Origin of the sequence: Paracoccus sp. J39 (genome assembly GCF_000518925.1) — a bacterium.
Taxonomy (GTDB): Bacteria; Pseudomonadota; Alphaproteobacteria; order Rhodobacterales; family Rhodobacteraceae; genus Paracoccus.
Map to the genome: position 1 here is coordinate 67,556 of NZ_JAEN01000015.1, position 23,015 is coordinate 90,570.

The following is a 23,015-nucleotide window of genomic DNA, read 5'->3' on the forward strand; positions in this document are numbered from 1 at the left end:
GCAACTTGGCCGCATGCTGTTTGCATCGGCCCGCGCATCCCCTAGAAGAACGGGACCGCAGGCGACAAGGCTGGACATGAGCGATCAACCCACCCCGATGATGGCGCAGTATCTCGCGATCCGCGAGGCCAATCCCGGCGCGCTGCTGTTCTATCGCATGGGCGATTTCTACGAGATGTTCTTCGAGGACGCGGTCGCCGCAGCCGCCGCGCTGGACATCGCGCTGACCAAGCGCGGCACGCATCTGGGCGAACCGATCCCGATGTGCGGCGTGCCGGTCCATGCGGCTGAAAGCTATCTGCTGACGCTGATCCGCAAGGGGTTCCGCGTCGCCATCGCCGAGCAGATGGAGGACCCGGCCGAGGCCAGGAAGCGCGGCTCGAAATCGGTCGTGGCCCGCGACGTGGTGCGGCTGGTGACGCCCGGCACGCTGACCGAGGAATCGCTCTTGGAGGCGCGGCGGCACAATTTCCTGGCCAGCTTCGCCACGGTGCGCGAGGATTCGGCGCTGGCCTGGGTCGACATCTCGACCGGCGCCTTCCGCGTCATGCCCTGCCCGCCGGCACGGCTGGCCCCCGAACTCGCCCGCCACGCCCCGCGCGAATTGCTGGCCGCCGAGGGCGCGCAGCTGGACGAGATCGCCGCCGAGGCCGGCGCGGCCCTGACCGAACTGCCCGCCGGCAGCTTCGACAGCAGCGCCGCCACGCGCCGGCTTTGCGCGCTGTTCTCGGTCGAGACGCTGGACGGTTTCGGCCAGTTTTCCCGCGCCGAACTCGCCGCCATGGGCGCCATCGCCGATTACCTGGAGCTGACGCAGAAGGGCCGGATGCCGCTGATCCGCCCGCCGGTGCGCGAGGCGCTTGGCGGCGCCATGCAGATCGACGCCGCCACCCGCCGCAACCTGGAATTGACGCAGGCGCTGTCGGGCGGGCGCGAGGGCTCGCTGCTCTCCGCCATCGACCGCACGGTGACGGCGGGCGGCGCGCGCCTGCTGGAGCGCCGCATCAGCGCCCCCTCGCGCGACCTGGCCGAGATCCATGCCCGGCAGGCCGCCGTCGCGCATCTGGTGGACGACCCGCGCCTGACCGCCGACCTGCGCGAGGCGCTGGCGCGCGCGCCCGACATGGACCGGGCGCTGTCGCGGCTGGCGCTGGAGCGGGGCGGGCCGCGCGACCTGGCCGCGATCCGCGCCGGGCTGACGCAGGGCGCGGCCATCGCCGCCATGCTGGGCGATGACGAGATCGCCGTGCTGGCCGAGGCGGCGCGCGACCTGACCGGGCATGATGCGCTGATCGACCTCTTGGACGAGGCGCTGGTGGCCGAGCCGCCCTTGCTGGCCCGCGACGGCGGCTTCGTCGCGCCCGGCTATGACGAGGACCTGGACGAAACCCGCCGGTTGCGCGACGAGGGCCGCGGCGTCATCGCCCGGATGCAGGCCGATTACATCGCCGAGACCGGAGTGCAGAGCCTGAAGATCAAGCATAACAATGTCTTGGGCTACTTTATCGAGACCACCTCGACCCATGCCGAGAAGATGCTGGCCCTGCCGCTGAACGAGCGTTTCATCCACCGCCAGACCACCGCGAACCAGATCCGCTTCACCACCGTGGAACTGTCGGAACTGGAAACCCGCATCCTCAACGCCCGCGACCGGGCGCTGGAGATCGAGCGCGAGATCTTTGCCCGCCTGACCCGCGCGGTGCTGGACCGCGCCGGCCCCATCGGCCAGGCGGCCCGCGCGCTGGCGGAAATCGACCTCACCGCGGCCTTCGCCGACCTCGCCTCGGGCGAGGGCTGGGTGCGCCCCGAGGTCGATGCCAGCCGCGCCTTCGTGATCGAGGGCGGCCGGCATCCGGTGGTGGAACGCGCGCTCAAGCGCAAGGGCGAGGCTTTCGTCGCCAACGACTGCGCCCTGACCGAGGGCGAGACCCCCGCGATCTGGCTGCTGACCGGCCCGAACATGGCGGGCAAATCGACCTTTCTGCGCCAGAACGCGCTGATCGCCGTGCTGGCCCAGGCCGGGGGTTTCGTCCCCGCCCGCCGCGCTCATGTCGGCATTGTCAGCCAGCTTTTCAGCCGCGTCGGCGCGGCGGACGACCTGGCGCGCGGCCGGTCCACCTTCATGGTCGAGATGGTCGAGACGGCGGCGATCCTGAACCAGGCCGACGACCACGCGCTGGTGATCCTGGACGAGATCGGCCGCGGCACCGCGACTTGGGACGGGCTTTCCATCGCCTGGGCGGTGATGGAGCATCTGCACGGCAAGAACCGCTGCCGGGCGCTGTTCGCCACCCATTACCACGAGATGACCAGCCTGTCGGCCCGCCTGCCCGGCGTCGAGAACGCCACCGTCGCCGTGCGCGAATGGGAGGGCGAGGTGATCTTCCTGCACGAGGTTCGCAAAGGCGCCGCCGACCGTTCCTATGGCGTGCAGGTGGCGCGGCTGGCGGGGCTGCCGCCCTCGGTGGTGGATCGCGCCCGCGACATCCTGCACCAGCTGGAAAGCGGCGAGCGACAGGGCACCGGCAAACCCGCCGCGATGCTGGACGACCTGCCGCTGTTCCGCGCCGCCCCGGCGCCCGCACCGGCGACCATGGCGAAACCCTCGGCGGTCGAGGAGCGGCTGCGCGGCCTGAACCCCGACACGATCAGCGCCCGCGAGGCGCTGGACCTGGTCTACGAGCTGCGCGGCCTGCTGGAGTCAGACGGCTGAAGCCTGGGCCGGCAGGCCAGCCAGCGCATCATCCACCAGCGCCAGGATGCGCCGCGTCGCCCGCTTGCCGATGTGGATGCCCATATGCCCTTCGGACATCGGCGGCACCTCGCCGGCGCGGGACACGCCGGCGATATCGGCAAAGACCGTGTCGTAGCGGCAACGCGAAACATGGGCGCAAGGCAGGAAATCGCCCCATCTGTGCATCTGGGTCTGGCGGGTGCCGATCTCGATGACTAGGGCGCCGGGCTTGGCATAGGTCATATTGGCCAGGCCCGCGCCATGCGGCGCCACCAGGATATCGGCGGCCTGCATCTGGGCGATCTGCTCCAGCGGCGACAGATGCTCGAAGGCCACGCAATGAAAGCCGCGTTCGCCCAGGCCGGCCATCAGCCGGGCCTGGCCGGACAGGCCGCGCAGACGCGCGGCGCCGCCTTCGTCGCGGCCCATCCAGACCAGCCGGGGCATCTTCTCGACCAGCTTGCGCGGCACCCGCCGCAGCGCATGTTCGCGCAACAGCCGCAGGCTGCTGTCATAGGAGGCCATGGCGACGGCCTTGCGATAGGGCGCCTCGGAGCGAAGGGTGTTCCAGCGCGGATCGACGCCGGGCTGGTTGACGGCCGCTTGCACGCGGGGATCCTCGACCTGGTAAAGATAATGCTGGTGGCTGTAGAGCGCCCGCACCCGGTCATAGCGGCAAGCCGAGCTGACGAACCGCACGCGCGGCGCCGAGCGGGGAAAGACCGCCTCGATGAAGCCCGTCAGGAAGCCGCGCAGATTGTCCTGCGGCAGGTGCAGATTGATCGGCTGATCGCCGTCGTCCTGGACGAAGGACGCCAGGCAACCCAGGGTCTCGGTGGTGAAGTGATAATAGTTGAAACCGTTCTTCAGCTCGATGGCGACCGGCAGGTCGGCGGCGCGGTCCTTCCAGACCGGCAGGGGCAGCGCCGCCTCTTTCCGGCCGCGGCGGAATGCGCTGACCAGCCGGCCCTGCCGCCACTCCTCGGTGTTCTGCTGGTCGAACTTGTTGCGCATCCGGTTGCCGGCGGCCCCGTTCAGCCAGATGCGCCCGTCGATCATCCCGAAGGCGTTGCGGAACTGCGCATTCTCCAGCACCACGGGCGAGGCGTTGATTTCCATGACCGTGGTCAGCAGCCGGCGCTCCTGCCTTTCGATGGCGGAGCGCTGCATGTCGCGGACCGTCGGCTCGTCGCTTTCCGCGAACAGGCGCACGGCGGCGCCCTCCACCTGGCGCAGCACCCAGCCGGGGCGCGGCGCCAGATAGGACATGCCGGGGTGGATGCCGGGGAAATGGAACACCGCCATGGGCGGGCGCTGAAGTTCGACGGACATGGAAAACCCTCGGGGATGCGACGGATATGCGGCGCTAGATCGTGACCTTGACGAAGCTGTCGCGCAGCGCGGCGGACCAGGCGGCGGACATGGCCATGAAGGCCGGGTCGCCCTCGTCGATGCGGCGCTTGTGGCTGACCCGGCAGTCGTCCCTGCGAATCACCGCCAGGTCCAGCGGCATGCCCACCGACAGGTTCGAGCGCAGCGTCGAATCCATCGACAAGAGCACCGCCTTCTGCGCATCGGCCAGCGAGGTGTCGGGGCGCACCACCCGGTCGAGGATCGGCTTGCCGTATTTGTGCTCGCCGATCTGCAGGAAGGGGGTGTCCTCGGTCGCCTCGATGAAATTGCCCTCGGGATAGATCAGGAACAGCCGCATCTCGCCGCCCGCGCGTTGGCCGCCGACGATCATGCTGGCGCTGGCCTGCTGGTTCAGGTCGCGGCACTGCTCGACGATCTCGCGCCGGGTGCGGCTCAGCGTCCGGCCGATGATCGTCGCCACCTGCAGCATGCTGGGCGCGCGCAGGATCGAGGTCTCCTCATCGGCATCGGGCAGGTCGACGGCCTCTTGCAGCCGCGCGATGGTGGTCTGGGTCAGGGACAGGCTGCCGGCGGTCAGGACGGCGACGACCCGCTCGCCCGGCTGCTCGAAGAAGAACATCTTGCGATAGGTCGAGATATTGTCCAGCCCGGCATTGGTCCGGGTGTCCGAGAGCAGAACCAGCCCCTCGTTGAGCTTCAAGCCGACGCAATAGGTCATGTCCGTTCCATGGCACGCATTCCCCCGAGGGATACGACCGCCCCGCGCCCGGCGCAACAGGGGGTTACTGTTCCATTTCCTCGACCTGCACCCGCACGTCCAGGCTTTCCCGGCCCGAGCCGAAGGTGGTGCCGCGCACCGGCGCGGCGTCCTGCGCATCCAGCCCCGAGCCCAACCGGACATAGCGGTCGTCCGGACAGCAGGCATTGGCGGCGTCGAAGCCGACCCAGCCCAGGGTGCCGACATGGATCTCGGCCCAGGCATGGGCGGCGTCATGCGGCTCGCCCCCGGCATTGGAATGCAGATAGCCCGAGACATAGCGCGCCGGCAGGCCGCGTTCGCGGGCGCAGGCGATCAGCGCATGGGCATGGTCCTGGCAGACCCCCTGCCCCAGCGCCAGCGCCTCGGCGGCGGTGGTATGCGCCTCGGTCACGCCCGGCTCGTAGGCGATGGCGCGCGACACCGCCGCGGCCAGCCGGTGCGCAAGGTCCAGCCCGTCCTCGCCCTGTTCGCAACCGGCCAGCTCGCGCAGCGCCGCATCAAGCCGGGTCGCCGGCGTCGGGCGCAGATAGACCAGCGGATTCACCGTCTCGCGATGGCCGCGCAGCACGCCGGCGGTGTCGCGGGTCTCGACCTGGCCGGCGATCGAGACCACGACCTCCTGCACCGGCCCGCGCACGGTCCAGCCCTCGATCCAGTCGCCGGCGCCGTCGCGGAAGGCGACGCCGCGCTGGCCGCCGCTGACCGAAATCGTCCAGTCCGCCACCCGCTGCCCCTCGTGGACCGAGGGCGTCAGCCGCAGGCTCTGCACCAGTCCCTGCGCCGGCGGGTCGTAGAAATAGCTGGTCTCGTGGGTGATCTTCAGCCGCATCGTCCGCCCCCTACATCCGTCCGCTCAGGTAATCGTCATGCACGGCGTTCGAGATGCTGGCCAGCTCGTTGATGAACCAGGACAGGAATTCGTGCAGCCCCTCGTCGAAGATCGCCTCGATGTCGCGGGCCATCAGCTGCTCCAGCGTCTGATGCGCCCGGGCCGAGGCGCTGGCCGGCACATCGGCGCCATAGCGGCGCACCAGCCCGTCCAGATGCCAGACCGCCTCGTAAAGCGAGGTCAGCAGCGAACGCGGGCTTTCGCCGTTCAGGATCAGGAAATCCGCGACCTTGCTGGCCGTCACCTCGCCGCCATAGGCCCAGTGGAAGGCCCGATGCGCCGAAAGCGCGCGCAGGATCACCTGCCACTGGTAATTGTCGAGGCCCGAGCCCACGAACTCGACCCGCGGCAGCAGCACGAAATACTTCACGTCCAGCAGCCGGGCGGTGGCGTCGGCGCGCTCCAGCGAATAGCCCAGGTTGATGAAATGCCAGCCGTCGTTGCGCAATTGCGTGGCGTTCATGGCGCCGCGCACGGTCGAGCCGTGCCGGGTGGTGAAATCGGTCAGCAGCGCGGTGTCGAGCTGGCCGCGCGGCCGGCGCTGCAGCGCCCGCAGCTCCTGATAGGCGGTGTTCAGCGCGTCCCAGACCTGGCTGGTCAGCGCCGTGCGCACGATCCGCCCGCCCTCGCGCGCCCTTTCGATGCAGGAGGCGACCGAGGACGGATTGGCGTGGTCGAAGAACAGCCAGCTTTCGATATTCTCCTGCGTGATCTCGTCGCCGTAATGCCCGGCAAAGGCGGCCTGCGCCCCCGAGGCGCGCAGAAGCGATTCCCATTCGTTGCGATAGCCCTCGGCGGTGTTCGGCAGCAGGGTGATGCGCGCGCCCACGTCCAGCAGGCGGGCGGCGGTTTCGGCGCGTTCCAGGTGACGGCCCATCCAGAACAGGTTGGCGGCGGTGCGGCTGAGCATGGCTGGCCCTTTCCTATTCCGACAGGACCCAGGTGTCCTTGACGCCCCCGCCCTGCGACGAGTTCACCACCAGCGAGCCCTCGCGCAGCGCCACGCGGGTCAGCCCGCCCGGCACCAGCTCGACCCGGTCGCCGCAAAGGCAGAAGGGGCGCAGGTCGACATGGCGCGGCGCCACCCCCTCCTCCACGAAGGTCGGGCTGGTGGACAGCGCCAGCGTCGGCTGGGCGATGTAATTGCCGGGATCGGCCTTGATGCGCTCGGCGAAGGAGGCGATCTCGGCCTGGCTGGCGCAGGGGCCGATCAGCATGCCGTAGCCGCCCGAGCCATGCACCTCCTTGACCACCAGGTCCTTCAGGTTGGCCATGACGTAGCGGTAATCCTCGTCCTTCCACAGCGTCCAGGTCTGGACGTTGCGCAGGATCGGCTCTTCGCCCAGATAGAAGCGGACCATCTCGGGCACGAAGGTATAGACCGCCTTGTCGTCGGCCACCCCTGCCCCCGGCGCCGAGGCAATGGAAACCCCGCCCGAGCGATAGACATCCATCAGCCCCGGCACGCCCAGCATGGAATCGCGCCGGAAGCACAGCGGGTCAAGGAAGGGGTCGTCGATGCGGCGATAGATCACGTCCACCCGCTTCGGCCCCTGCGTGGTGCGCATGTAGACGAAACCGCCATCGACGAACAGGTCGCTGCCCTCGACCAGTTCCACCCCCATCAGGTTGGCAAGGAAACTGTGCTCGTAATAGGCGCTGTTGTAATGGCCCGGCGTCAGGATCACCACGGTCGGCGTGCCCTCGCATTTCGCCGGCGCCACCGAGGCGAGCGTGCGGCGCAGCAGCTCGGGATACTGGTCCACCGGCTCGATGCGGTTGTTGCGGAACAGCGCCGGGAACATGCGCATCATGATCTCGCGGTTTTCCAGCATGTAGCTGACGCCCGAGGGGGTGCGGCAATTGTCCTCGAGCACGTAGAACTCGTCCCGGCCGGTGCGCACGATGTCGATGCCGACGATATGCGAGAACACCCCGCGCGGCGGCACGAAGCCGACCACCGCCTTTTCATAGGCATCGTTCTGATAGACCAGCCGCGCCGGGATGCGGCCGGCGCGCACGATCTCGCCCCGACCGTAGACGTCGCGCAGGAAGGCGTTCAGCGCCCGCGCCCGCTGCTTGATGCCGCGTTCCAGCCGCCGCCATTCGCTTTGCAGGAACACCCGCGGCATCATGTCGAAGGGGATCAGCCGGTCCGGGTCGCCGCCCTCGCCATAGACCGCGAAGGTGATGCCAATGCGGCGGAACAGTGCCTCGGCCTCGGCCTGCTTCATCTGGCGGATCTCGGCGGGCATGGTCTCGATCCAGTCCGAGAGCATGGCATAGGGCTCGCGCACCCGGCCGCCATCGACCATTTCATTGTAATAGATCGTCATCACTGCAACCCTCACCTCTGGCCCTGATCTTCGCATCTGGACCGGCGCTGTCCACAGCGCCGCGCCCTGCGGGCAAAAGGAAATCCGGGTTTGACGAGGCCGGGGCGCTTTCTGCCTGCAGAATAGGCAAAGGACCGGCCGCACCCTCCGCGACAACGGCGAATCGCGGGAAAAGCCCGGCAAAAAGGGCCGCGATGCCCTTGCCCGTTGCGCGGGCAGCGGCTCAGACGATGATCAGGTCGTCCTGCAGCGCGGCGATATTGGCGAAGCCGTTCAGCGTCAGCACATTGCCATTGCCGAAGTCGAAGACGGTATTGCCGTCCACGGCCCGGGCATATTGCAGCACCTGCGCCACGCTGCGCGTCCCGCCGCCCCAAAGCGCGTCGTCGATGCGCAGCGTGTCGATATTGTCCTGAAAATCGCGCACCACGTCCCGCCCGCCGTGAAAGGCGAAGTGATCGGCCCCCGCACCGCCCAGCAGCGTGTCGTTGCCATAGCCGCCGATCAGCAGGTCGGCCCCGGCGCCGCCTTCCAGCCAGTCATGGCCGTTGCCGCCGTCCAGCGTGTCATTGCCGCCCAGGCCCAGCAGCGTATCGTTGCCCTGAAAGCCGCTCAGCCGGTTGGCATGGGCATTGCCGGTGATCCGGTTCGCCAGCGCATTGCCGCCGCCGTTCTGCGCCGCGCCCGAAATCAGCACCAGGTTTTCCAGATTGGCGCCCAGCTGCAGGCTCGCGGTCGAGCGCACCACGTCGATGCCCGCCCCCGCCGCCTCGACGATCCGGTCCAGCCCGTCGGTGACATAGGTGTCGTTGCCTGGCCCGCCCTCCAGCAGGTCGGCCCCGGCGCCGCCGTCCAGCCAGTCATTGCCGTTGCCGCCCCCCAGCGTGTCGTTGCCGCCCAGCCCCAGCAGCGTGTCGAACCCCTGCAGCCCGCTCAGCCGGTTGGCATGGGCATTGCCGGTGATCCGGTTCGCCAGCCCGTTACCGGTGCCGTTCTGCGCCGCGTCCGAAATCAGCACCAGGTTTTCCAGATTGGCACCCAGCTGCAGGCTCGCATGCGACCGCACCGTGTCGATGCCGGCATCCGCCGCCTCGACGATGCGGTCGGCCGCATCCACGACATAGGTGTCGTTGCCGCGGCCGCCTTCCAGCAGATCGGCGCCGCCCTGGCCGTTCAGCGTGTCGTTTCCGTCATTGCCGCGCAGCGTGTCATTGCCCGGCCCGCCGCGCAGCAGGTTGTTGGTCCAGTTGCCGATCACCACGTCGTTGCCGCGCCCGGCCTGCACGTTCTCGATCAGCGTGCCCGGCGCGATCGAGATGTTGCCGACCAGCCCATAGGCGTTCGAGACCGTTCCCGGTGCCAGCGAGATGCGCTGATTATGCGTATCGGTGGCCAGGTCCAGCATGTCCACGCCGCCCTGGTCGAAGATGGCGAAGGTGATGTCGTCGCGCGTGCTGGCATTGCGCAGCAGGCCCGCGATGGTGGCATAGCTGGGACCGGCGTTGGTGGTTTCGCCATAGGTGTTGTTGCCGGTGCGGATGCCCGAGACGCCGTAAAGCCGCTGCATCGCCAGGATGTCGGCCATCATCGCCGAGACGGCATAGGCATAGCTGGCATTCACCGAGCTGTTCTGGCGCTGGTCGAAATAGGACATGACCGAGGCCTGCCAGCTGTCGTTCAGATAGTGGTTGTCCACGCCATAGGTGGCACCGCCGTTGTAATTGCCGGCATGGCCCAGTCCCAGGGCGTGGCCGATCTCGTGGATATAGGTCTGGTAGCTATAGGTGTTGTAGCCGGTGCCGTAGCTGCTCAGCCAGTCCAGCCCCACATTCACCTCCGAGCTGATGATCCTGCCGCCGCTGATGATCGACGAGGACCAGGCCCCCGGCTGGTTGTCGTCGAAGGTGATGTGGATGGCGGCGTTCGGGCCGGGGTTGCGGTTGAAGGTCAGGCCGGTCGCCTGCTCCCATGCCGACAGCGCCATGCTGGCCAGCTGCCGCCCCGCCGGGGTCAGGCCGGACAGGTCGACGTTCAGGACCCCGCCCGGGCCCGGCTCGAACGCCCGGCGTGCACCGCCGCTGGCCTGCCAGTAGCCGTCGGTCAGCTGCTGGGCGATCTCGGCCATGGTGAAGTTGCGCAGCGGCGCGACCGCGGCGACCCCCAGGCTGTAGGCGCCGCTATAGGCGCCGGCATAGCTGCCCGCCTCAAGGTAATAGGTGGCCGGGGCGGCCACGTTCAGCACCAGCCGCGAGTTCAGCCCGTTGCCGTCGTCGTTCTGGGCGATCAGCGCACCGTTGCCGTTCATCACCCGCAGATAGGGGTCGTGAACCCCGGCCGCGCCCCGCGAATCCAGCGTGATGACATAGCTGCCCGGCTGCAGCTGCACCCGCACCCAGTCCCGGTCGCCCGCGCCCAGCACGCCGTTGAACGTGTCGCCCACGCTCATCGCATAGCCGGTGGCGGTCGAGGCCGGGGCATCGCTGCCTTCGACCCGAAGGGCGCGCTGCGGCTCTTTGCCGCGCAGCGACGGGCCTGCAAGGCCGGTTGCGGCGGGGTTCCAGAAGGCAGGCGTCATGGGAATTCCTTGTGCAGAATCAGTTGCGGAAGGGGTGCGGCAGCGCCGTTTCCAGCAGCGACCGGGCCAGCGCGCGGATCGAGCTGTCGGGGATCGAGGCGCGGTCCGTCACCGAGAGCTCGACCTCTTCGCCCTCGTGCCGGCCGGCGCCGTCCTCGACCGTCAGCCTTGCCCGCAGAAGACCGGGGCGCGGGCTTTGCGCGTCCAGGACCAGGCGCAGCGAAGCCCCGGCCCCAGAGATCCGGTGCCCGGACTGGCGCAGCGCCTGGTCGAGCGCGGCGCAAAGCCGCGCCGCCTCGGCATCCTCCCCCGCGGGACAGGTCAGCGCCACCGGCCCGGCCAGGGGGGCGCCGGTCATGGCGCAGGCCGCAAGCAAGGCCGCGGGCAGCAGGGCAAGGCGCATGGGGTCATTCTTCATCCGGAAGCCGTCGGCAATCCCCCGACCCTAGCCCGCGCCGCAAAGCGCATCAACGTGCTCCGAGGCGGGCTTTCGGCCGTCTGGCGGGAATGCGGCGGGAATGCGGCGGAAATTTCCTGAAAATCCCGCGCACTTTCGCCGCCGGGCGGGCGGAAATCCGCGCGATGCTTACCGCCCGGTAAGGATTGCGTCCTAGAAAGGGGGCAGAACAGATGGGAATACCGGAAACGAACATGCAACTGACATTGCTGCCCCAGCCGGACGGGCTGACGATCCGCGTCGATGAACGCCGCCTCGACGCCGCCATTGCCACCGCATTCAAGGACCGCGTGCGCAGCATGATCTCGGTCGGCGGGCCGCAGGTGACGCTGGATCTGGGCGGGGTCGAATTCATGGACAGCTCCGGCCTGGGCGCGGTCATCGCGATCTTCAAGGCCATGCCCGCGGGACGGCAGCTGACGCTGACCGGGCTGACGCCCAGCGTCGAGCGGGTGTTTCGCCTGACCAGGATGGACACGGTGCTGACCATCCGCAAGGCTTCCGACATGCCCGCCGCCCGAGAGGAGAGACCCGAAAGATGAGCGCCTTGCCGGACCGGGCCGAAAAACGGCTGCGCCAGCCCCCGCCGGGGCGGCGGCCCATGTTCCACCGCATCTTCCGCGCCGATCCCGCCACCGTGCGCGCCGCGCTGCTGTTCCTGCGCGAGCGGTTCGACGGCACCGCCGGCGAGGAGGTGATCGCCAAGCTCGAACTCGCGCTGGCCGAGGTGCTGAACAACATCTGCGAACACGGCACCCGCAACGAGGCGATGCGCCTTGGCGGCCGGTCCCATGCACCGCTGATCCATCTTTGCGTGGCGCGCCATGTCGGCGGGATCGCCTGCGCGGTGACCGATGACGGCCGGCCGCTGCCGCCCTCTTGCCTCGATCCGCGCGGCCTGCCCTATAGCGGCCCCGGGCCCCGCGACGCCGAGGCCGTCGTGATGCTGCCCGAAGGCGGGTTCGGCTGGTTCCTGATCCAAGAACTGACCGCCTCGCTCAGCTATTTCCGCGAGGGGCGGCGGAACTTCCTGGCCTTCATCGTCCCGGTGACCGAGCCGCTGCTGCCCGGCAAGCCGAATCCGGCCCCGGCGACGCCTGAGGCCTGAAGCCGTTCAGTTCAGCCCGATCTGCAGGGGATAATGGCCGTCCTGGAATTCGCCGAACATCTCCATCACCTCGGGATGTTCCAGCGGCTCGCCCGAATGGTCCGGCACCAGGTTCTGTTCCGAGACATAGGCGACGTAAAAGGTCGCCTCGGTTTCGGCATAGAGGTGATAGAAGGGCTGGTTGCGGGCCGGGCGCGATTCCTCGGGGATGGATTCGTACCATTCCTCGGTATTGGCGAATTCCGGGTCCACGTCGAAGACCACACCGCGGAACGGATGTTCGCGATGGCGGACCACCTGGCCCAGATTGTATTTCGCGGTCTTGGACGGAATCCGCATCTCACCGTTCCTGTTTGGCGCGGCTCATACAACTCCCGGGCGCCGCTGTCCACCGTCCGGGCGCAGACCGGCGGGACTGTGCGGGTTGCGTGCCGCAGATTCCGCCGCCCGTCCGGCATCCGCAACGCGCATGGCGGCAGGCAGGCGCCCGGAAAAGATTATCGCCATGCAGCTGACGGGCGGGGATGGTCGCGGCGCCGGCTGGAGAGCCGGCTCTTGCGGATCGCCGCACCTTGGCGAAGAAGGCGAGCAGCCCGCGCCACAGGGAAGCGGTTGTCCGGCCGCCCGGGCTGCCGGCTCTTGCGGATTGCCGGCCAAGCGCCCGCGGGCGGAATAGGCAAGCGGCGAAGGCCACGGTCGGCCAGTGGCACGCGCGGCCCCGTCCGATCCACGGCCACGCGCCTGCTCGACGGTCGGGCGAAAGCTTCGCCAAGGCCGACCGCCGCTTGTCTGCCGGGAAAGCGCGGCAGGACCGGACCGCATTCCGCGTCCCTTGCGTGCGCGCATACCCGATCCCGCCGGCGGACTCATCTCTGAGGGCTCGGCCCAGCCTTCCCGCATTCCGCGAAAAGGAACCGACCAGCACCCAGACCGCTGCGCGACTCCTGTCCGAACCCGAGCAAGACGACAGCCTAGCCGGTCTTCAGCCGGCTTTCGATCAGCAGATCGGCCTCGTCCAGGATCGGATGCGCGACCGAGACGATATGCGCGTTCACCCGCTTCAGGTCGCGCAAGATGTCCAGATGCAGCGAAGAGGTCTGCTGGCTGTCGGGCCGCCCCTCGCGCAGCCGCATCAGATGGCGCTGCGAGGACAGGCGTTCCAGGCGCCGGATCTCGACCTTCTCCTCCATCAGCTGGCGCGCCAGTTCGCGGTCGCGGGTCATGAAGACGGTCTGGGCGATGCGCAGGTTCTCGATGGTCATCAGGAACAACCCGTCGAGTTCGCTATAGCCCTCTTCCGAAAAGCGCAGCGACAGCGCCGCCTTCTTGCGGATCTCGGGGCCGAGGCCCTTGTCGATGATGTCGCCGACATGTTCCAGGTTGATGACGTAATCCAGGATGGTGATGGCCTGGCGCCGCTCGGCCTCGCCGGCCTCGCGGCCGAGGCGGGAGAGGAAGCTCTTGACCTCCTGCTGCATGCGGTCCACGCGCTGCTCCAGCACCTCGACCTCGGCCAGCGGCGCGTCATCACCGCGGGCGAAGGCGGTGCGGGCCTGCTGCAGCATCCGCTCGACCACGTCGCCGATGGCCAGCGCGGCGCGGCTGGCGCGGGCCAAGGCGACGGCGGGCGTGTCCAGTGCCGTGCCGTCCAGCAGCTGCGCCTCGATCGGCGGGGGCTGCTCCTCCTCGCGCAGGATCGCGGCGGTCAGACGGGTGACCAGGCCCGAAAAGGGCCAGATCGCCGCCGCCAGCAACAGGTTGAAGGCCAGATGCGCCTCGACCGCCAGCCCGGTCTCGGGCAGCGGCACGGCGGTCAGCAGCTGCGCCGCCCGCCCGGCCAGCGGCAGCACCAGCAGGCAGCCGACGCCGCGCACGACCAGGTTGCCCAAGGCGACGCGGCGGGCGGCGATCCCCTGCCCGGCGGTGGCCAGGACCGGCGGAATCGCCCCGCCCAGATTGGCGCCCAGCACCAGCACCACGGTCAGCGCCGGGTCCATGCCCAGCGACAGCACCAGCATCACCACCGCCAGCGAGGACGAGCACAGCACCGCCAGCCCGGCCGCGAAGGCCAGCGCCACCGGCCAGGCATTGCCCAGCATGGCCAGGAAGGCCGCCATGGCCGCGGAATCCCGCAACGGCTCGGTCGCCTGGCCCAGCAGGGCCAGCGACAGCAGCATCAGCGCAATGCCGATCAGCGCCACCCCGCCCCCCGACCAGCCGCGGCGGTCCTGCCGGCGCAGCACATAGCCGACCAGCAACAGCACCGGCACCAGCGCCTCGATCCCCGAGGCGACGATCCAGGCGGTCAGGGCCGTGCCCAGATTGGCGCCCAGCAGCGCGATCTGCGCCATGCGGGGCCGGATCATGCCGCGATCCACGAAAGAGGCGGTCATCAGCGCCGTCGCGGTCGAGCTTTGCAGCCCCAGCGTCGCCACCAGACCCGAGACGAAGGCCCGCGGCCCGGTGCGCGTGCCGCGCCCCAGCACCATCTTGAGCCTGACCCCGAAGGCGCGCACCATCCCGTCGCGCACCAGCGCCAGCCCGAAGAGCAGCAGCGCCACGGCACCGGCCAGCTGGAACATGACGGACAAGGACTGCACGGCGCTTCACCTCCTGGCGCCGGGCCGGAACGGCGGACGGCGCATGCCTTCCCCCGATATTTGGCCCCTCGCCCGCAAGGGTCAATGGATGGCGGGGATTTGAGGCATTTCCCGCCGAGGCCCTTGCGCCCCTGCCACATCGGCAGGCGGCCGGCGCGGCTCCGGGGGCAGGATCGGCGCGCGCCCGGCCTCGGTCAGCAGATGCGGCCCGGTCTCGTCCAGGACGACGACGCTCAGCGGCCCGCCATAGGCGGCGCCGGTATCGATGGCCAGGCGGTTGCCGAAATGCGTCACCCGCTCGACCGGGCTGTGGCCATGCACCACCAGCACCCCGTGATCGCCGGCATCGTCCAGAAAGCCCTTGCGGATCCAGACCAGGTCATGCTCGGTCTGCCGGGCCAGATCGACCCCGGGCCGGATGCCGGCATGCACGAACAGCGCCTGCGGCGCCAGATGCCACAGCGGCAGCGCGTCCAGCCAGCGCAGATGCGCCTGGGGCACCGCGCGCAGCACTTCGGCACGGGTGCGGGCATGGTCGCGGATCTCGACCCCGTAAGAGGCCAGCGTCTCGGCCGCGCCCAGCGAGCCATGGTCCAGCCAGTGCCGCCCCGAGGCCAGACCGGGATCGATCCAGTCCGGCTGCAGCACGAGCCGCGGCAGGAAACGGTCGTGATTGCCCTTCAGCACGATCCAGGGCCGGCCCTCGGCCTGGCCGCGCATCAGGTAATCGACCACGCCGCGCGAATCCGGGCCGCGGTCCAGCAGATCGCCGACATGGACCAGCGTGCCGCCGCCGCCCCGCGCCGCATCGTCGCGCGCGATCAGCTCATGCGCCGCCGTGAGCAGGTCCAGATGGCCGTGAATGTCGCCGATGGCATAGGTCCGCATGCCGCCCCCGCAAATGAAGACCCCCGGAGCCTAGTCCGGGGGTCCGCAAGGTTCAAACCTCGAATTGCAGCGGCCGCACCTGCAGGAACTTGCCGGTGGCGCGCAGGGCCTCCAGCGCCTCGGGCTTCAGCGGCTCGTCAAGATAGAGGATAGCGATGGCATCGTCGCCGGTCTTGGTACGGCCCAGGGTGAAATTGGCGATGTTCACGCCCAGATCGCCCAGGGTCATGCCCAGCGCGCCGATGACGCCCGGCACGTCCCTGTTGCGGGTATAGAGCATATGCGCGCCGATCTCGGCATCGACATTGATGCCGCGGATCTGGATGAAGCGCGGCTTGCCGTCGCTGAACACCGTGCCGGCGATGGACCGCTCGCGCGTGTCGGTGACCACGGTGGCCTTGATATAGCCGTCGAAGACCCCCGACTTGCCCTGCGTCGTGGTCGCCACCTGCACGCCCCGCTCGGCGGCCATGACCGGGGCCGAGACCATGTTCACGTCCGGGTTGGTTGCCTGCATCACGCCCGCGATCACCGCGGCGTTCAGCGCCTTGAGGTTCATCTCGGAGGCGACGCCGTCGTAAAGCACGTTGATCGCCTGGATCGGCTCGTCGGTCATCTGGCCGATGAAGGCGCCCAGATGGCCGGCCAGCTTCAGCCAGGGCCCCATCACCGCCGCTTCCTCGGCCGTGACCGAGGGCATGTTCAGCGCGTTCTGCACCGCGCCGGTCAGCAGATAGTCCGACATCTGCTCGGCAACCTGCAGGGCCACGTTCTCCTGCGCCTCGGTGGTGGAGGCGCCCAGATGCGGCGTCACCACCACGTTCGGCAGGCCGAACAGCGGGCTTTCGGTCGCAGGCTCGGTGGCGAAGACGTCGAGCGCCGCCCCGGCGACGTGGCCGGATTTCAGCAGCTCGGCCAAGGCCTCCTCGTCGATCAGCCCGCCGCGCGCGGCATTGACGATGCGCACGCCCTTCCTGGTCTTGGCCAGGTTCTCGCGCGACAGGATGTTGCGGGTCTTCTCGGTCAGCGGCACATGCAGGGTGATGAAATCGGCCTTGGCCAGCAACTCGTCCAGCTCGACCTTCTTCACCCCCAGTTCCTTGGCCCGATCCTCGGACAGGAAGGGGTCATAGGCCAGCACCTTCATCTTCAGCCCCAGCGCCCGGTCGATGACGATGGAACCGATATTCCCCGCCCCGATGACGCCCAGCACCTTGTTGAAGACCTCGACGCCCATGAAGCGGTTCTTCTCCCACTTGCCCTCATGGGTCGAGACGCTGGCCTCGGGCAATTGCCGGGCCACGGCGAACATCAGCGCGATGGCGTGTTCGGCGGTCGTCACCGAGTTGCCGAAAGGCGTGTTCATCACGATGACGCCCTTCTTCGAGGCGGCCGGAATGTCGACATTGTCAACGCCGATCCCGGCGCGGCCGATCACCTTCAGATTGGTCGCGGCCTCCAGCAGCTTCGCCGTCACCTTGGTGGCCGAGCGGATGGCCAGCCCGTCATACTGGCCGATGATCTCCGCGAGCTTTTCCTTGTCCTTGCCGACATCCGGCAAATAATCCACCTCGACGCCGCGATCACGAAAGATCTGAACGGCGGTTTCCGAAAGCTTGTCCGAAACAAGAACCTTGGGCATTTCTCTATCCTCTGGATATGCGGGGGCCGGCGGCGGGCGACATGGCCCATCCGGCTTTCACCGTTTCACAAATACTCCGGGGGGNGCGGGGGGCAGCGCCCCCCGTTCACCGTCAGGCGACTTCCGCCTGCGCCTCGATCTCGGCCTCGAAGGCATATTCGATCCAGGGCATCAGCGCCGCGACATCACCGGTCTCGACGGTCGAGCCGCACCAGATCCGCAGGCCCGGGGGCGCATCGCGATAGGCGCCGGCATCCAGCGCCACGCCTTCCTTCTCCAGCCGCTTGGCGACGGCCTTGGCGAAGGCGGCGCCGTCCTTGATGCGCGCATCGGTGAATTTCAGGCAGACCGAGGTGGTCGAGGCGGTGGCCGGATCCTCGGCCAGGTCGGCGATCCAGTCGCGGGTGGCGATGAAGTCGCGCACCGCCTTGGCATTGGCCTCGGCCCGGGCGACCAGCGCCTTGCGGCCGCCCAAGGCTTGCGCCCATTTCAGCGCCACCAGGTAATCCTCGACGCAAAGCATCGAGGGCGTGTTGATGGTCTCGCCCTTGAAAATGCCCTCGATCAGCTTGCCGCCCTTGGTCATGCGGAAGATCTTCGGCAGCGGCCAGGCGGGAGTGTAACCCTCCAGCCGCTCGACGGCGCGCGGCGACAGGATCAGCACGCCATGCGCACCCTCGCCGCCCAGCACCTTCTGCCAGCTGAACGTCACCACATCCAGCTTGTCGAAGGGCAGATCCATCGCGAAGGCGGCCGAGGTGGCGTCGCAGATGGTCAGCCCGGCACGGTCGGCCGGAATGGCGTCGCCGTTCGGAACCCGCACGCCCGAGGTGGTGCCGTTCCAGGTGAAGACCACGTCATTGTCGAAATCGACCTGGGCGAAATCCACGATCTTGCCGTAATCGGCCTTGCGGACCGTGGCGTCCAGCTTCAGCTGCTTCACCACGTCGGTGACCCAGCCCTCGCCGAAGCTCTCCCAGGCCAGCATCTCGACCTTGCGCGCGCCCAGAAGCGACCACAGCGCCATCTCGACGGCGCCGGTATCCGAGGCGGGAACGATGCCGATGCGGTAATCCGCCGGCACGCCCAGCACCTCGCGGGTCAGGTCGATGGCCTCGGCCAGCTTGGCCTTGCCCACGGCGGCGCGATGCGAACGGCCCAGCGGCGCGTCGGCAAGCATGTCCAGCGAGAAATTGGGGATCTTGGCGCAGGGCCCCGAGGAAAAGCGCGGATTGGCCGGCCGCGCGGCCGGAGCAGTCTTGCCCATGATGTTAGCCTTCCAGCTATAAGCGCCGCGTTGGGGCGGCGTGTCCCGCTGACCGCCTTAGCGCCGGCGAGGGATTCCCGCAAGAAAAATTTGCAAGCGACGTTTGCGACAGATTCGCGGCATGAATCCGACCGATTGATCCGCGGCACCGCTTTGGCTAGTGCTGCCGCAAACAACCGCCAAGGGGCCTTCATGTTCACCGTCACCATCCTCGCCGCGCCCGGCCGCGCGGACCTGTCCGCCGCGCTGGTCGAGGAACTCCGCGGCGCCTGGAACGGTGGCCGACCGCTCTGGCTGGCCCCGGGCATCGCCGCCGAATTTCCCCTCGCCGCCGAGCCGCAGGATTTCTGGCAGGTCTGGGACAGGCTGCAGGCCGAGGGGTTCGACCTCGCGATCCAGCCGACCGCGGGCCGGCGCAAGGCGGTGCTGCTCGCCGACATGGATTCGACCATGATCCAGCAGGAATGCATCGACGAGCTCGCGGATGTCGCCGGCGTGGGCGAGCGCGTCGCCGCCATCACCGCCCGCGCCATGAACGGAGAGCTGAACTTCCACGAGGCGCTGCTGGCCCGCGTCGGCCTGCTGGCCGGCCTGCCCGAAACCGCGATCGGACAGGTGCTGGACAGCCGCATCACGCTGGCTCCCGGCGGCCGGCAGCTGGTCGCCACGATGCGGGCGCAGGGCGCCTATGCGGCGCTGGTCTCGGGCGGCTTCACCGATTTCACCGGCCCGGTCGCCGCGGCGCTCGGCTTCGACGAGCACCGCGCCAACACGCTGCTGGCCGAGGAGGGCGTGCTGACCGGCCATGTCGCCCTGCCGATCCTGGGCCGCGAGGCCAAGGTCGAGGCGCTGACCGACATCGCCGCCAGGCGCGGCCTCTCGCCCGCCGACGTGCTGGCGGTGGGCGACGGCGCCAACGACCTGGGCATGCTGCAGCTGGCCGGCATGGGCGTCGCGCTGCATGCGAAACCCGTGGTCGCGGCGCAGGTCAGCCTGCGAATCAACCACGGCGACCTGACCGCCCTGCTCTATCTGCAAGGCTACGCGGCCGAGGAATTCGCAGAATAGCCATGCGGGCATCCCCGCATCACCCCGCGGCAAAGCGCAGCGTGCAACCCGGCGTGAACTTGCGGTCATGACCGTTCGGTGACAGAAGCAGGGGATGAATCCGCGCCTCAAAGCCCTTGCCGTGCATCTGCTGACCGCGACCGGAGCGGTGCTGTCCATGCTTGCCCTGCTGGCCGCCGCCCGGGCGGAATGGTCGCAGATGTTCTTCTGGCTGGTCGTCGCCCTGATCGTGGACGGCATCGACGGGCCGCTGGCGCGGCGCTATCACGTCAAGACCAACTGGCCGACCTATGACGGCGTGTTGATGGACCTGATCATCGACTACCTGACCTATGTCTTCATTCCCGCCTATGCGCTGTTCATGTCGGGGCTGCTGCCGGGCTGGACCGGCTGGATCGCCATCATCGCCATCACCTATGGCAGCGTGATCTATTTCGCCGACACCCGCATGAAGACCCGCGACAATTCCTTTGCCGGCTTCCCCGCCTGCTGGAACATGGTGGTGCTGGTGCTGTTCGCGATCAAGCCGGATTTCTGGCTGACGCTCGCCATCGTGGTGACGCTGGCGATCACCATGTTCACCAATGTGAAATTCATCCACCCGATGCGGACCGAACGCTGGCGGTCGGTCTCGCTGCCGGTGACCGTGGCCTGGGTCGGCTTTTCGGTCTGGGCGGTGCTGGTCGATTTCCATCCCGAAAGCTTTGCCCGCTGGGGACTTCTGCTCAGCTCGCTCTGGCTGATCTTCGCGGGCCTTGCCCAGCAACTGACCGAGAGACGGGGTTGATCGCCGGGCGTTTTGCCGGGAATGTGCCCCTGGGATAAGCCAGGGGGACAGGGATGTTCGCGAAATTCATGCAGGCGGCCGCTGCGGCGGCCATGCTGGCAGCGCCGGCGCTGGCGGCGCCGGATTCGATCACGCTGGCCATGGTTCTCGAACCGCCGAACCTGGACCCGACAGGGGGCGCCGCCGCCGCCATCGACGAGGTGGTCTATGCCAATGTCTTCGAGGGGCTGACCCGCGTCGCGCCCGACGGCAGCGTGCAGCCCGGCCTGGCCGAAAGCTGGGAAAGCGCGGACGGCAAGACCTATGTCTTCCACCTGCGGCCCGGCGTGACCTTCCACGACGGCAGCGCCTTCGACGCGCAGGACGTGATCTTCTCGCTCGACCGGGCCCGGGCGCCCGACAGCACCAACGCCCAGAAGGCCCTGTTCGAGGGCATCGAGACGGTCGAGGCGCTGGACCCGCTGACCGTCCGCGTCACGCTGAAGGCCCCGGACGGCGGCTTCCCCTTCAAGATGGCCTGGGGCGACGCGGTGATGGTCGACCAGTCCAGCATCAAGGACATCGCCACCAGGCCCGTCGGCACCGGCCCGTTCAGGTTCGGCGCATGGCGACAGGGCGACCATATCCGGCTCGACGCCTTCGACGGCTACTGGGGCGAGAGGCCGGCGCTGAAAACCGCCACCTTCCGCTTCATCGGCGATCCCAGCGCCGCCTTCGCGGCGATGATGGCGGGCGACATCGACGCCTTCCCGATCTATCCCGCCCCGGAGACGCTGGCCCAGCTGCAGGCCGATCCGCGCTTCAAGGTGCTGGTCGGCACCACCGAGGGCGAGACGATCCTGGCCATGAACCACAAGCACCCGGCGCTGGCCGAGGTGAAGGTGCGCGCGGCCATTGCCCATGCCATCGACCGCCAGGAAATCATCGACGGCGCGATGTTCGGCTATGGCACGCCCATCGGCACGCATTTCGCGCCGCATCATCCCGATTACGTCGATCTGACCGCGAAATCGCAATACGATCCGGACCTGTCGAAAAAGCTGCTGGCCGAGGCGGGGGCCGAGAACCTGACCCTGCGCCTCGCCCTGCCGCCGACGCCCTATGCCCGCCGCGGCGGCGAGATCGTCGCCGCCAAGCTGCGCGCCGTGGGTATCCAGACGCAGATCACCAACATGGAATGGGCGCAGTGGCTGGAGCAGGTGTTCAAGAACGCCGATTACGACCTGACCATCATCAGCCATGTCGAGCCGATGGACATCGATATCTACGGCCGCGAGAATTACTATTTCAACTACCGGAACCCCGCCTTCGACGAGGTCATGGCGAAGCTCGACGCCACCACCGACCCGGCCGAACGCTCGGCGCTGCTGAAACGGGCGCAGGAGATCCTGGCCGACGACTACGCCAACGCCTTCCTGTTCCAGATGGCGAAGACCGGCGTCGCCAAGGCGGAGATCGAGGGGCTCTGGGAAAACACCCCCATGCCGGCCAACGACCTGACCAAGGTGCATTGGAAGGAATAGGGGGCACCGCCTTTCACCGTTTCCCAAATACTCAGGAAACGCCGCCGCCCGTGCGGCGCTTCAGTTCCGCAGCACCAGGCAGCGCCCGCCCAGGCTGCGCAGCCGGTTGCAGAAGGCATGGGCCTCGGTCTTCGAGGAATAGCCGATCTGCGCGGTATAAAGCTTGCGCGGCCCGCCCGAGATCTTGCGGTGCACATAGCTGACCCGCTTGCCGCCCAGGATCGGCCGCAATTGCCGGTTCAGCCGCGAGACCTGCTGGCTGACCCCGGACTGGCTGGGATGGGTGGCGACGATCACGCCCCAGGGCCAGGGATGTTCGGGGGTCTGGAACTCGCGCAGCTTGCGCTTGCCGGCCAGCTCGATGCAGGCCTCGCGGAAGGGCCGCTCCTTGTCCAGCCGCACGTCCAGCCGCGCCGGAGGCGTGTCGCGCCAGATCCAGGCCGTCTGGCCGGTGATCGCCTGCACATAGTCCTGCGTCTCCCAGGGCAGGCTGCCGCCCTGCGCGACGAAGCGCGCGGCCCGGTTCTCGCCGCCGTTATAGGCGACGGCGGCAAGGCCGACATTGCCGAAGCTCGCGGTCAGCGTGGCCAGATAGCGCGCCGAAGCCTCGATGGCCTTGGCCGGGTTGAAGGGATCGTCCAGCCCGACCATCTCGGCCGTGCCGGGCATGAATTGCGCGATGCCCATGGCGCCGACCGGGCTGATCGCGCCCGGCTCGAACAGGCTTTCCTTCCACAGGAGCCGGGCGAAGAAATGCGGGTCGAGCCCGTTCCTGCCCGCCGCCCGCTCGATGGCGGTGCAGACATCCGGCACATAGCTCGCCAGCGAGATGCACTGGAGCCCGTCCTCGGTGCAGCGCAGCTTCTCGGAGGGGCGCGGCGCGCGCAGGCCCAGCAGCGCGTCCACCGCCTCATAGGCGGGCGCGGCGGTTGCAGCCAGAACAGCGACAAGGGCCAGGACCAGACGGCGCATGCAAGACTCGGATGGATCGGGCAGGCTTCAGATAG

At 68.5% G+C, this 23,015-nt stretch carries 19 protein-coding genes; 6 read left to right on the plus strand and 13 right to left on the minus strand.

Translation table 11 applies throughout. The features are described from left to right. Window positions 1-76: 76 nt before the first annotated feature. Entirely contained in the window at window positions 77-2,713 is a 2,637-nt protein-coding gene (gene mutS / locus L632_RS0115245; RefSeq protein ID WP_028717085.1) for a DNA mismatch repair protein MutS, read from the plus strand. On the opposite strand, the gene L632_RS0115250 is transcribed toward mutS, so the two are convergent. From L632_RS0115250 to L632_RS0115280, 7 genes are all read right to left on the minus strand, one after another. Further along, window positions 2,702-4,066 (minus strand): glycosyltransferase 61 family protein, encoded by a 1,365-nt coding sequence (locus L632_RS0115250; protein WP_028717086.1) that lies wholly within the window; start codon window positions 4,064-4,066, stop codon window positions 2,702-2,704. The two genes, mutS and L632_RS0115250, sit on opposite strands and share 12 nt — an antisense overlap. Before the next feature lie 34 nt (window positions 4,067-4,100). Next, a complete protein-coding gene (locus L632_RS0115255) occupies window positions 4,101-4,826 on the minus strand; it encodes a proteasome-type protease (RefSeq protein WP_028713514.1) in 726 nt (241 codons plus the stop codon). A 64-nt stretch (window positions 4,827-4,890) separates the two neighbouring features. Beyond that, complete coding sequence (locus L632_RS0115260) at window positions 4,891-5,697, minus strand: transglutaminase family protein (RefSeq protein ID WP_028713515.1); 807 nt, start codon at window positions 5,695-5,697, stop codon at window positions 4,891-4,893. A gap of 10 nt (window positions 5,698-5,707) precedes the next feature. Further along, on the minus strand, window positions 5,708-6,667 hold the full coding sequence (locus tag L632_RS0115265) for an alpha-E domain-containing protein (protein ID WP_028713516.1): 960 nt from the start codon (window positions 6,665-6,667) through the stop codon (window positions 5,708-5,710). Between the two features lie 13 nt (window positions 6,668-6,680). Then, window positions 6,681-8,093, minus strand: a complete 1,413-nt coding sequence (locus L632_RS0115270) for a circularly permuted type 2 ATP-grasp protein (protein WP_028717087.1) — start codon at window positions 8,091-8,093, stop codon at window positions 6,681-6,683. Between the two features lie 223 nt (window positions 8,094-8,316). Next, complete coding sequence (locus L632_RS25125) at window positions 8,317-10,668, minus strand: M10 family metallopeptidase (protein WP_084648118.1); 2,352 nt, start codon at window positions 10,666-10,668, stop codon at window positions 8,317-8,319. 19 nt (window positions 10,669-10,687) lie between these two features. Beyond that, window positions 10,688-11,071, minus strand: a complete 384-nt coding sequence (locus tag L632_RS0115280) for a hypothetical protein (protein ID WP_028713518.1) — start codon at window positions 11,069-11,071, stop codon at window positions 10,688-10,690. Window positions 11,072-11,319: 248 nt separating this feature from the next. Between L632_RS0115280 and L632_RS0115290 the strand changes: the two genes are divergently transcribed. Together L632_RS0115290 and L632_RS0115295 are read left to right on the plus strand one after the other, a co-directional pair. Continuing rightward, entirely contained in the window at window positions 11,320-11,667 is a 348-nt protein-coding gene (locus tag L632_RS0115290) for an STAS domain-containing protein (protein ID WP_028713519.1), read from the plus strand. After that, a complete protein-coding gene (locus L632_RS0115295; protein ID WP_028713520.1) occupies window positions 11,664-12,233 on the plus strand; it encodes an ATP-binding protein in 570 nt (189 codons plus the stop codon). Before L632_RS0115290 ends, L632_RS0115295 begins: the two co-directional genes overlap by 4 nt. A gap of 6 nt (window positions 12,234-12,239) precedes the next feature. Here L632_RS0115295 and hspQ read toward each other — a convergent pair whose 3' ends face one another. The 5 genes from hspQ to L632_RS0115320 form a co-directional block, all read right to left on the minus strand. Next, on the minus strand, window positions 12,240-12,572 hold the full coding sequence (gene hspQ, locus L632_RS0115300) for a heat shock protein HspQ (protein ID WP_028713521.1): 333 nt from the start codon (window positions 12,570-12,572) through the stop codon (window positions 12,240-12,242). A gap of 632 nt (window positions 12,573-13,204) precedes the next feature. Continuing rightward, window positions 13,205-14,833 carry a Na/Pi cotransporter family protein gene (locus L632_RS0115305; protein WP_028713522.1) on the minus strand — a complete coding sequence of 543 codons (1,629 nt, stop codon included), beginning with the start codon at window positions 14,831-14,833 and terminating at the stop codon, window positions 13,205-13,207. 81 nt (window positions 14,834-14,914) lie between these two features. Continuing rightward, window positions 14,915-15,721: a metallophosphoesterase gene (locus L632_RS22825; protein WP_156929491.1), complete on the minus strand. Its 807-nt coding sequence runs from the start codon at window positions 15,719-15,721 to the stop codon at window positions 14,915-14,917. Window positions 15,722-15,773: 52 nt separating this feature from the next. Next, window positions 15,774-17,363 carry a phosphoglycerate dehydrogenase gene (serA, locus tag L632_RS0115315; protein WP_028713523.1) on the minus strand — a complete coding sequence of 530 codons (1,590 nt, stop codon included), beginning with the start codon at window positions 17,361-17,363 and terminating at the stop codon, window positions 15,774-15,776. 112 nt (window positions 17,364-17,475) lie between these two features. Further along, window positions 17,476-18,630 carry a phosphoserine transaminase gene (locus L632_RS0115320; protein ID WP_028713524.1) on the minus strand — a complete coding sequence of 385 codons (1,155 nt, stop codon included), beginning with the start codon at window positions 18,628-18,630 and terminating at the stop codon, window positions 17,476-17,478. Window positions 18,631-18,822: 192 nt separating this feature from the next. On the opposite strand from L632_RS0115320, the gene serB reads away from it, so the two are divergent. The 3 genes from serB (at window position 18,823) to L632_RS0115335 (ending at window position 22,008) form a co-directional block, all read left to right on the plus strand. Continuing rightward, the gene (gene serB, locus L632_RS0115325) at window positions 18,823-19,698 is read left to right on the plus strand and encodes a phosphoserine phosphatase SerB (RefSeq protein WP_028713525.1); all 876 of its coding nucleotides are present in this window, start codon (window positions 18,823-18,825) and stop codon (window positions 19,696-19,698) included. 94 nt (window positions 19,699-19,792) lie between these two features. After that, a complete protein-coding gene (locus L632_RS0115330) occupies window positions 19,793-20,485 on the plus strand; it encodes a phosphatidylcholine/phosphatidylserine synthase (RefSeq protein ID WP_028713526.1) in 693 nt (230 codons plus the stop codon). A gap of 53 nt (window positions 20,486-20,538) precedes the next feature. Continuing rightward, window positions 20,539-22,008, plus strand: a complete 1,470-nt coding sequence (locus L632_RS0115335) for an ABC transporter substrate-binding protein (protein WP_028717089.1) — start codon at window positions 20,539-20,541, stop codon at window positions 22,006-22,008. 60 nt (window positions 22,009-22,068) lie between these two features. On the opposite strand, the gene L632_RS0115340 is transcribed toward L632_RS0115335, so the two are convergent. Further along, window positions 22,069-22,980 (minus strand): lytic transglycosylase domain-containing protein, encoded by a 912-nt coding sequence (locus tag L632_RS0115340; RefSeq protein WP_028717090.1) that lies wholly within the window; start codon window positions 22,978-22,980, stop codon window positions 22,069-22,071. Window positions 22,981-23,015: the final 35 nt, after the last annotated feature.

Excerpts from the sequence above, each read along its gene's own strand:
- mutS (WP_028717085.1), top strand. The coding sequence starts at position 77 with ATGAGCGATCAACCCACCCCGATGATGGCGCAGTATCTCGCGATCCGC.
- L632_RS0115250 (WP_028717086.1), bottom strand. The coding sequence starts at position 4,066 with ATGTCCGTCGAACTTCAGCGCCCGCCCATGGCGGTGTTCCATTTCCCC.
- L632_RS0115255 (WP_028713514.1), bottom strand. The coding sequence starts at position 4,826 with ATGACCTATTGCGTCGGCTTGAAGCTCAACGAGGGGCTGGTTCTGCTC.
- L632_RS0115260 (WP_028713515.1), bottom strand. The coding sequence starts at position 5,697 with ATGCGGCTGAAGATCACCCACGAGACCAGCTATTTCTACGACCCGCCG.
- L632_RS0115265 (WP_028713516.1), bottom strand. The coding sequence starts at position 6,667 with ATGCTCAGCCGCACCGCCGCCAACCTGTTCTGGATGGGCCGTCACCTG.
- L632_RS0115270 (WP_028717087.1), bottom strand. The coding sequence starts at position 8,093 with ATGACGATCTATTACAATGAAATGGTCGATGGCGGCCGGGTGCGCGAG.
- L632_RS25125 (WP_084648118.1), bottom strand. The coding sequence starts at position 10,668 with ATGACGCCTGCCTTCTGGAACCCCGCCGCAACCGGCCTTGCAGGCCCG.
- L632_RS0115280 (WP_028713518.1), bottom strand. The coding sequence starts at position 11,071 with ATGCGCCTTGCCCTGCTGCCCGCGGCCTTGCTTGCGGCCTGCGCCATG.
- L632_RS0115290 (WP_028713519.1), top strand. The coding sequence starts at position 11,320 with ATGCAACTGACATTGCTGCCCCAGCCGGACGGGCTGACGATCCGCGTC.
- L632_RS0115295 (WP_028713520.1), top strand. The coding sequence starts at position 11,664 with ATGAGCGCCTTGCCGGACCGGGCCGAAAAACGGCTGCGCCAGCCCCCG.
- hspQ (WP_028713521.1), bottom strand. The coding sequence starts at position 12,572 with ATGCGGATTCCGTCCAAGACCGCGAAATACAATCTGGGCCAGGTGGTC.
- L632_RS22825 (WP_156929491.1), bottom strand. The coding sequence starts at position 15,721 with ATGCGGACCTATGCCATCGGCGACATTCACGGCCATCTGGACCTGCTC.
- serA (WP_028713523.1), bottom strand. The coding sequence starts at position 17,363 with ATGCCCAAGGTTCTTGTTTCGGACAAGCTTTCGGAAACCGCCGTTCAG.
- L632_RS0115320 (WP_028713524.1), bottom strand. The coding sequence starts at position 18,630 with ATGGGCAAGACTGCTCCGGCCGCGCGGCCGGCCAATCCGCGCTTTTCC.
- serB (WP_028713525.1), top strand. The coding sequence starts at position 18,823 with ATGTTCACCGTCACCATCCTCGCCGCGCCCGGCCGCGCGGACCTGTCC.
- L632_RS0115330 (WP_028713526.1), top strand. The coding sequence starts at position 19,793 with ATGAATCCGCGCCTCAAAGCCCTTGCCGTGCATCTGCTGACCGCGACC.
- L632_RS0115335 (WP_028717089.1), top strand. The coding sequence starts at position 20,539 with ATGTTCGCGAAATTCATGCAGGCGGCCGCTGCGGCGGCCATGCTGGCA.
- L632_RS0115340 (WP_028717090.1), bottom strand. The coding sequence starts at position 22,980 with ATGCGCCGTCTGGTCCTGGCCCTTGTCGCTGTTCTGGCTGCAACCGCC.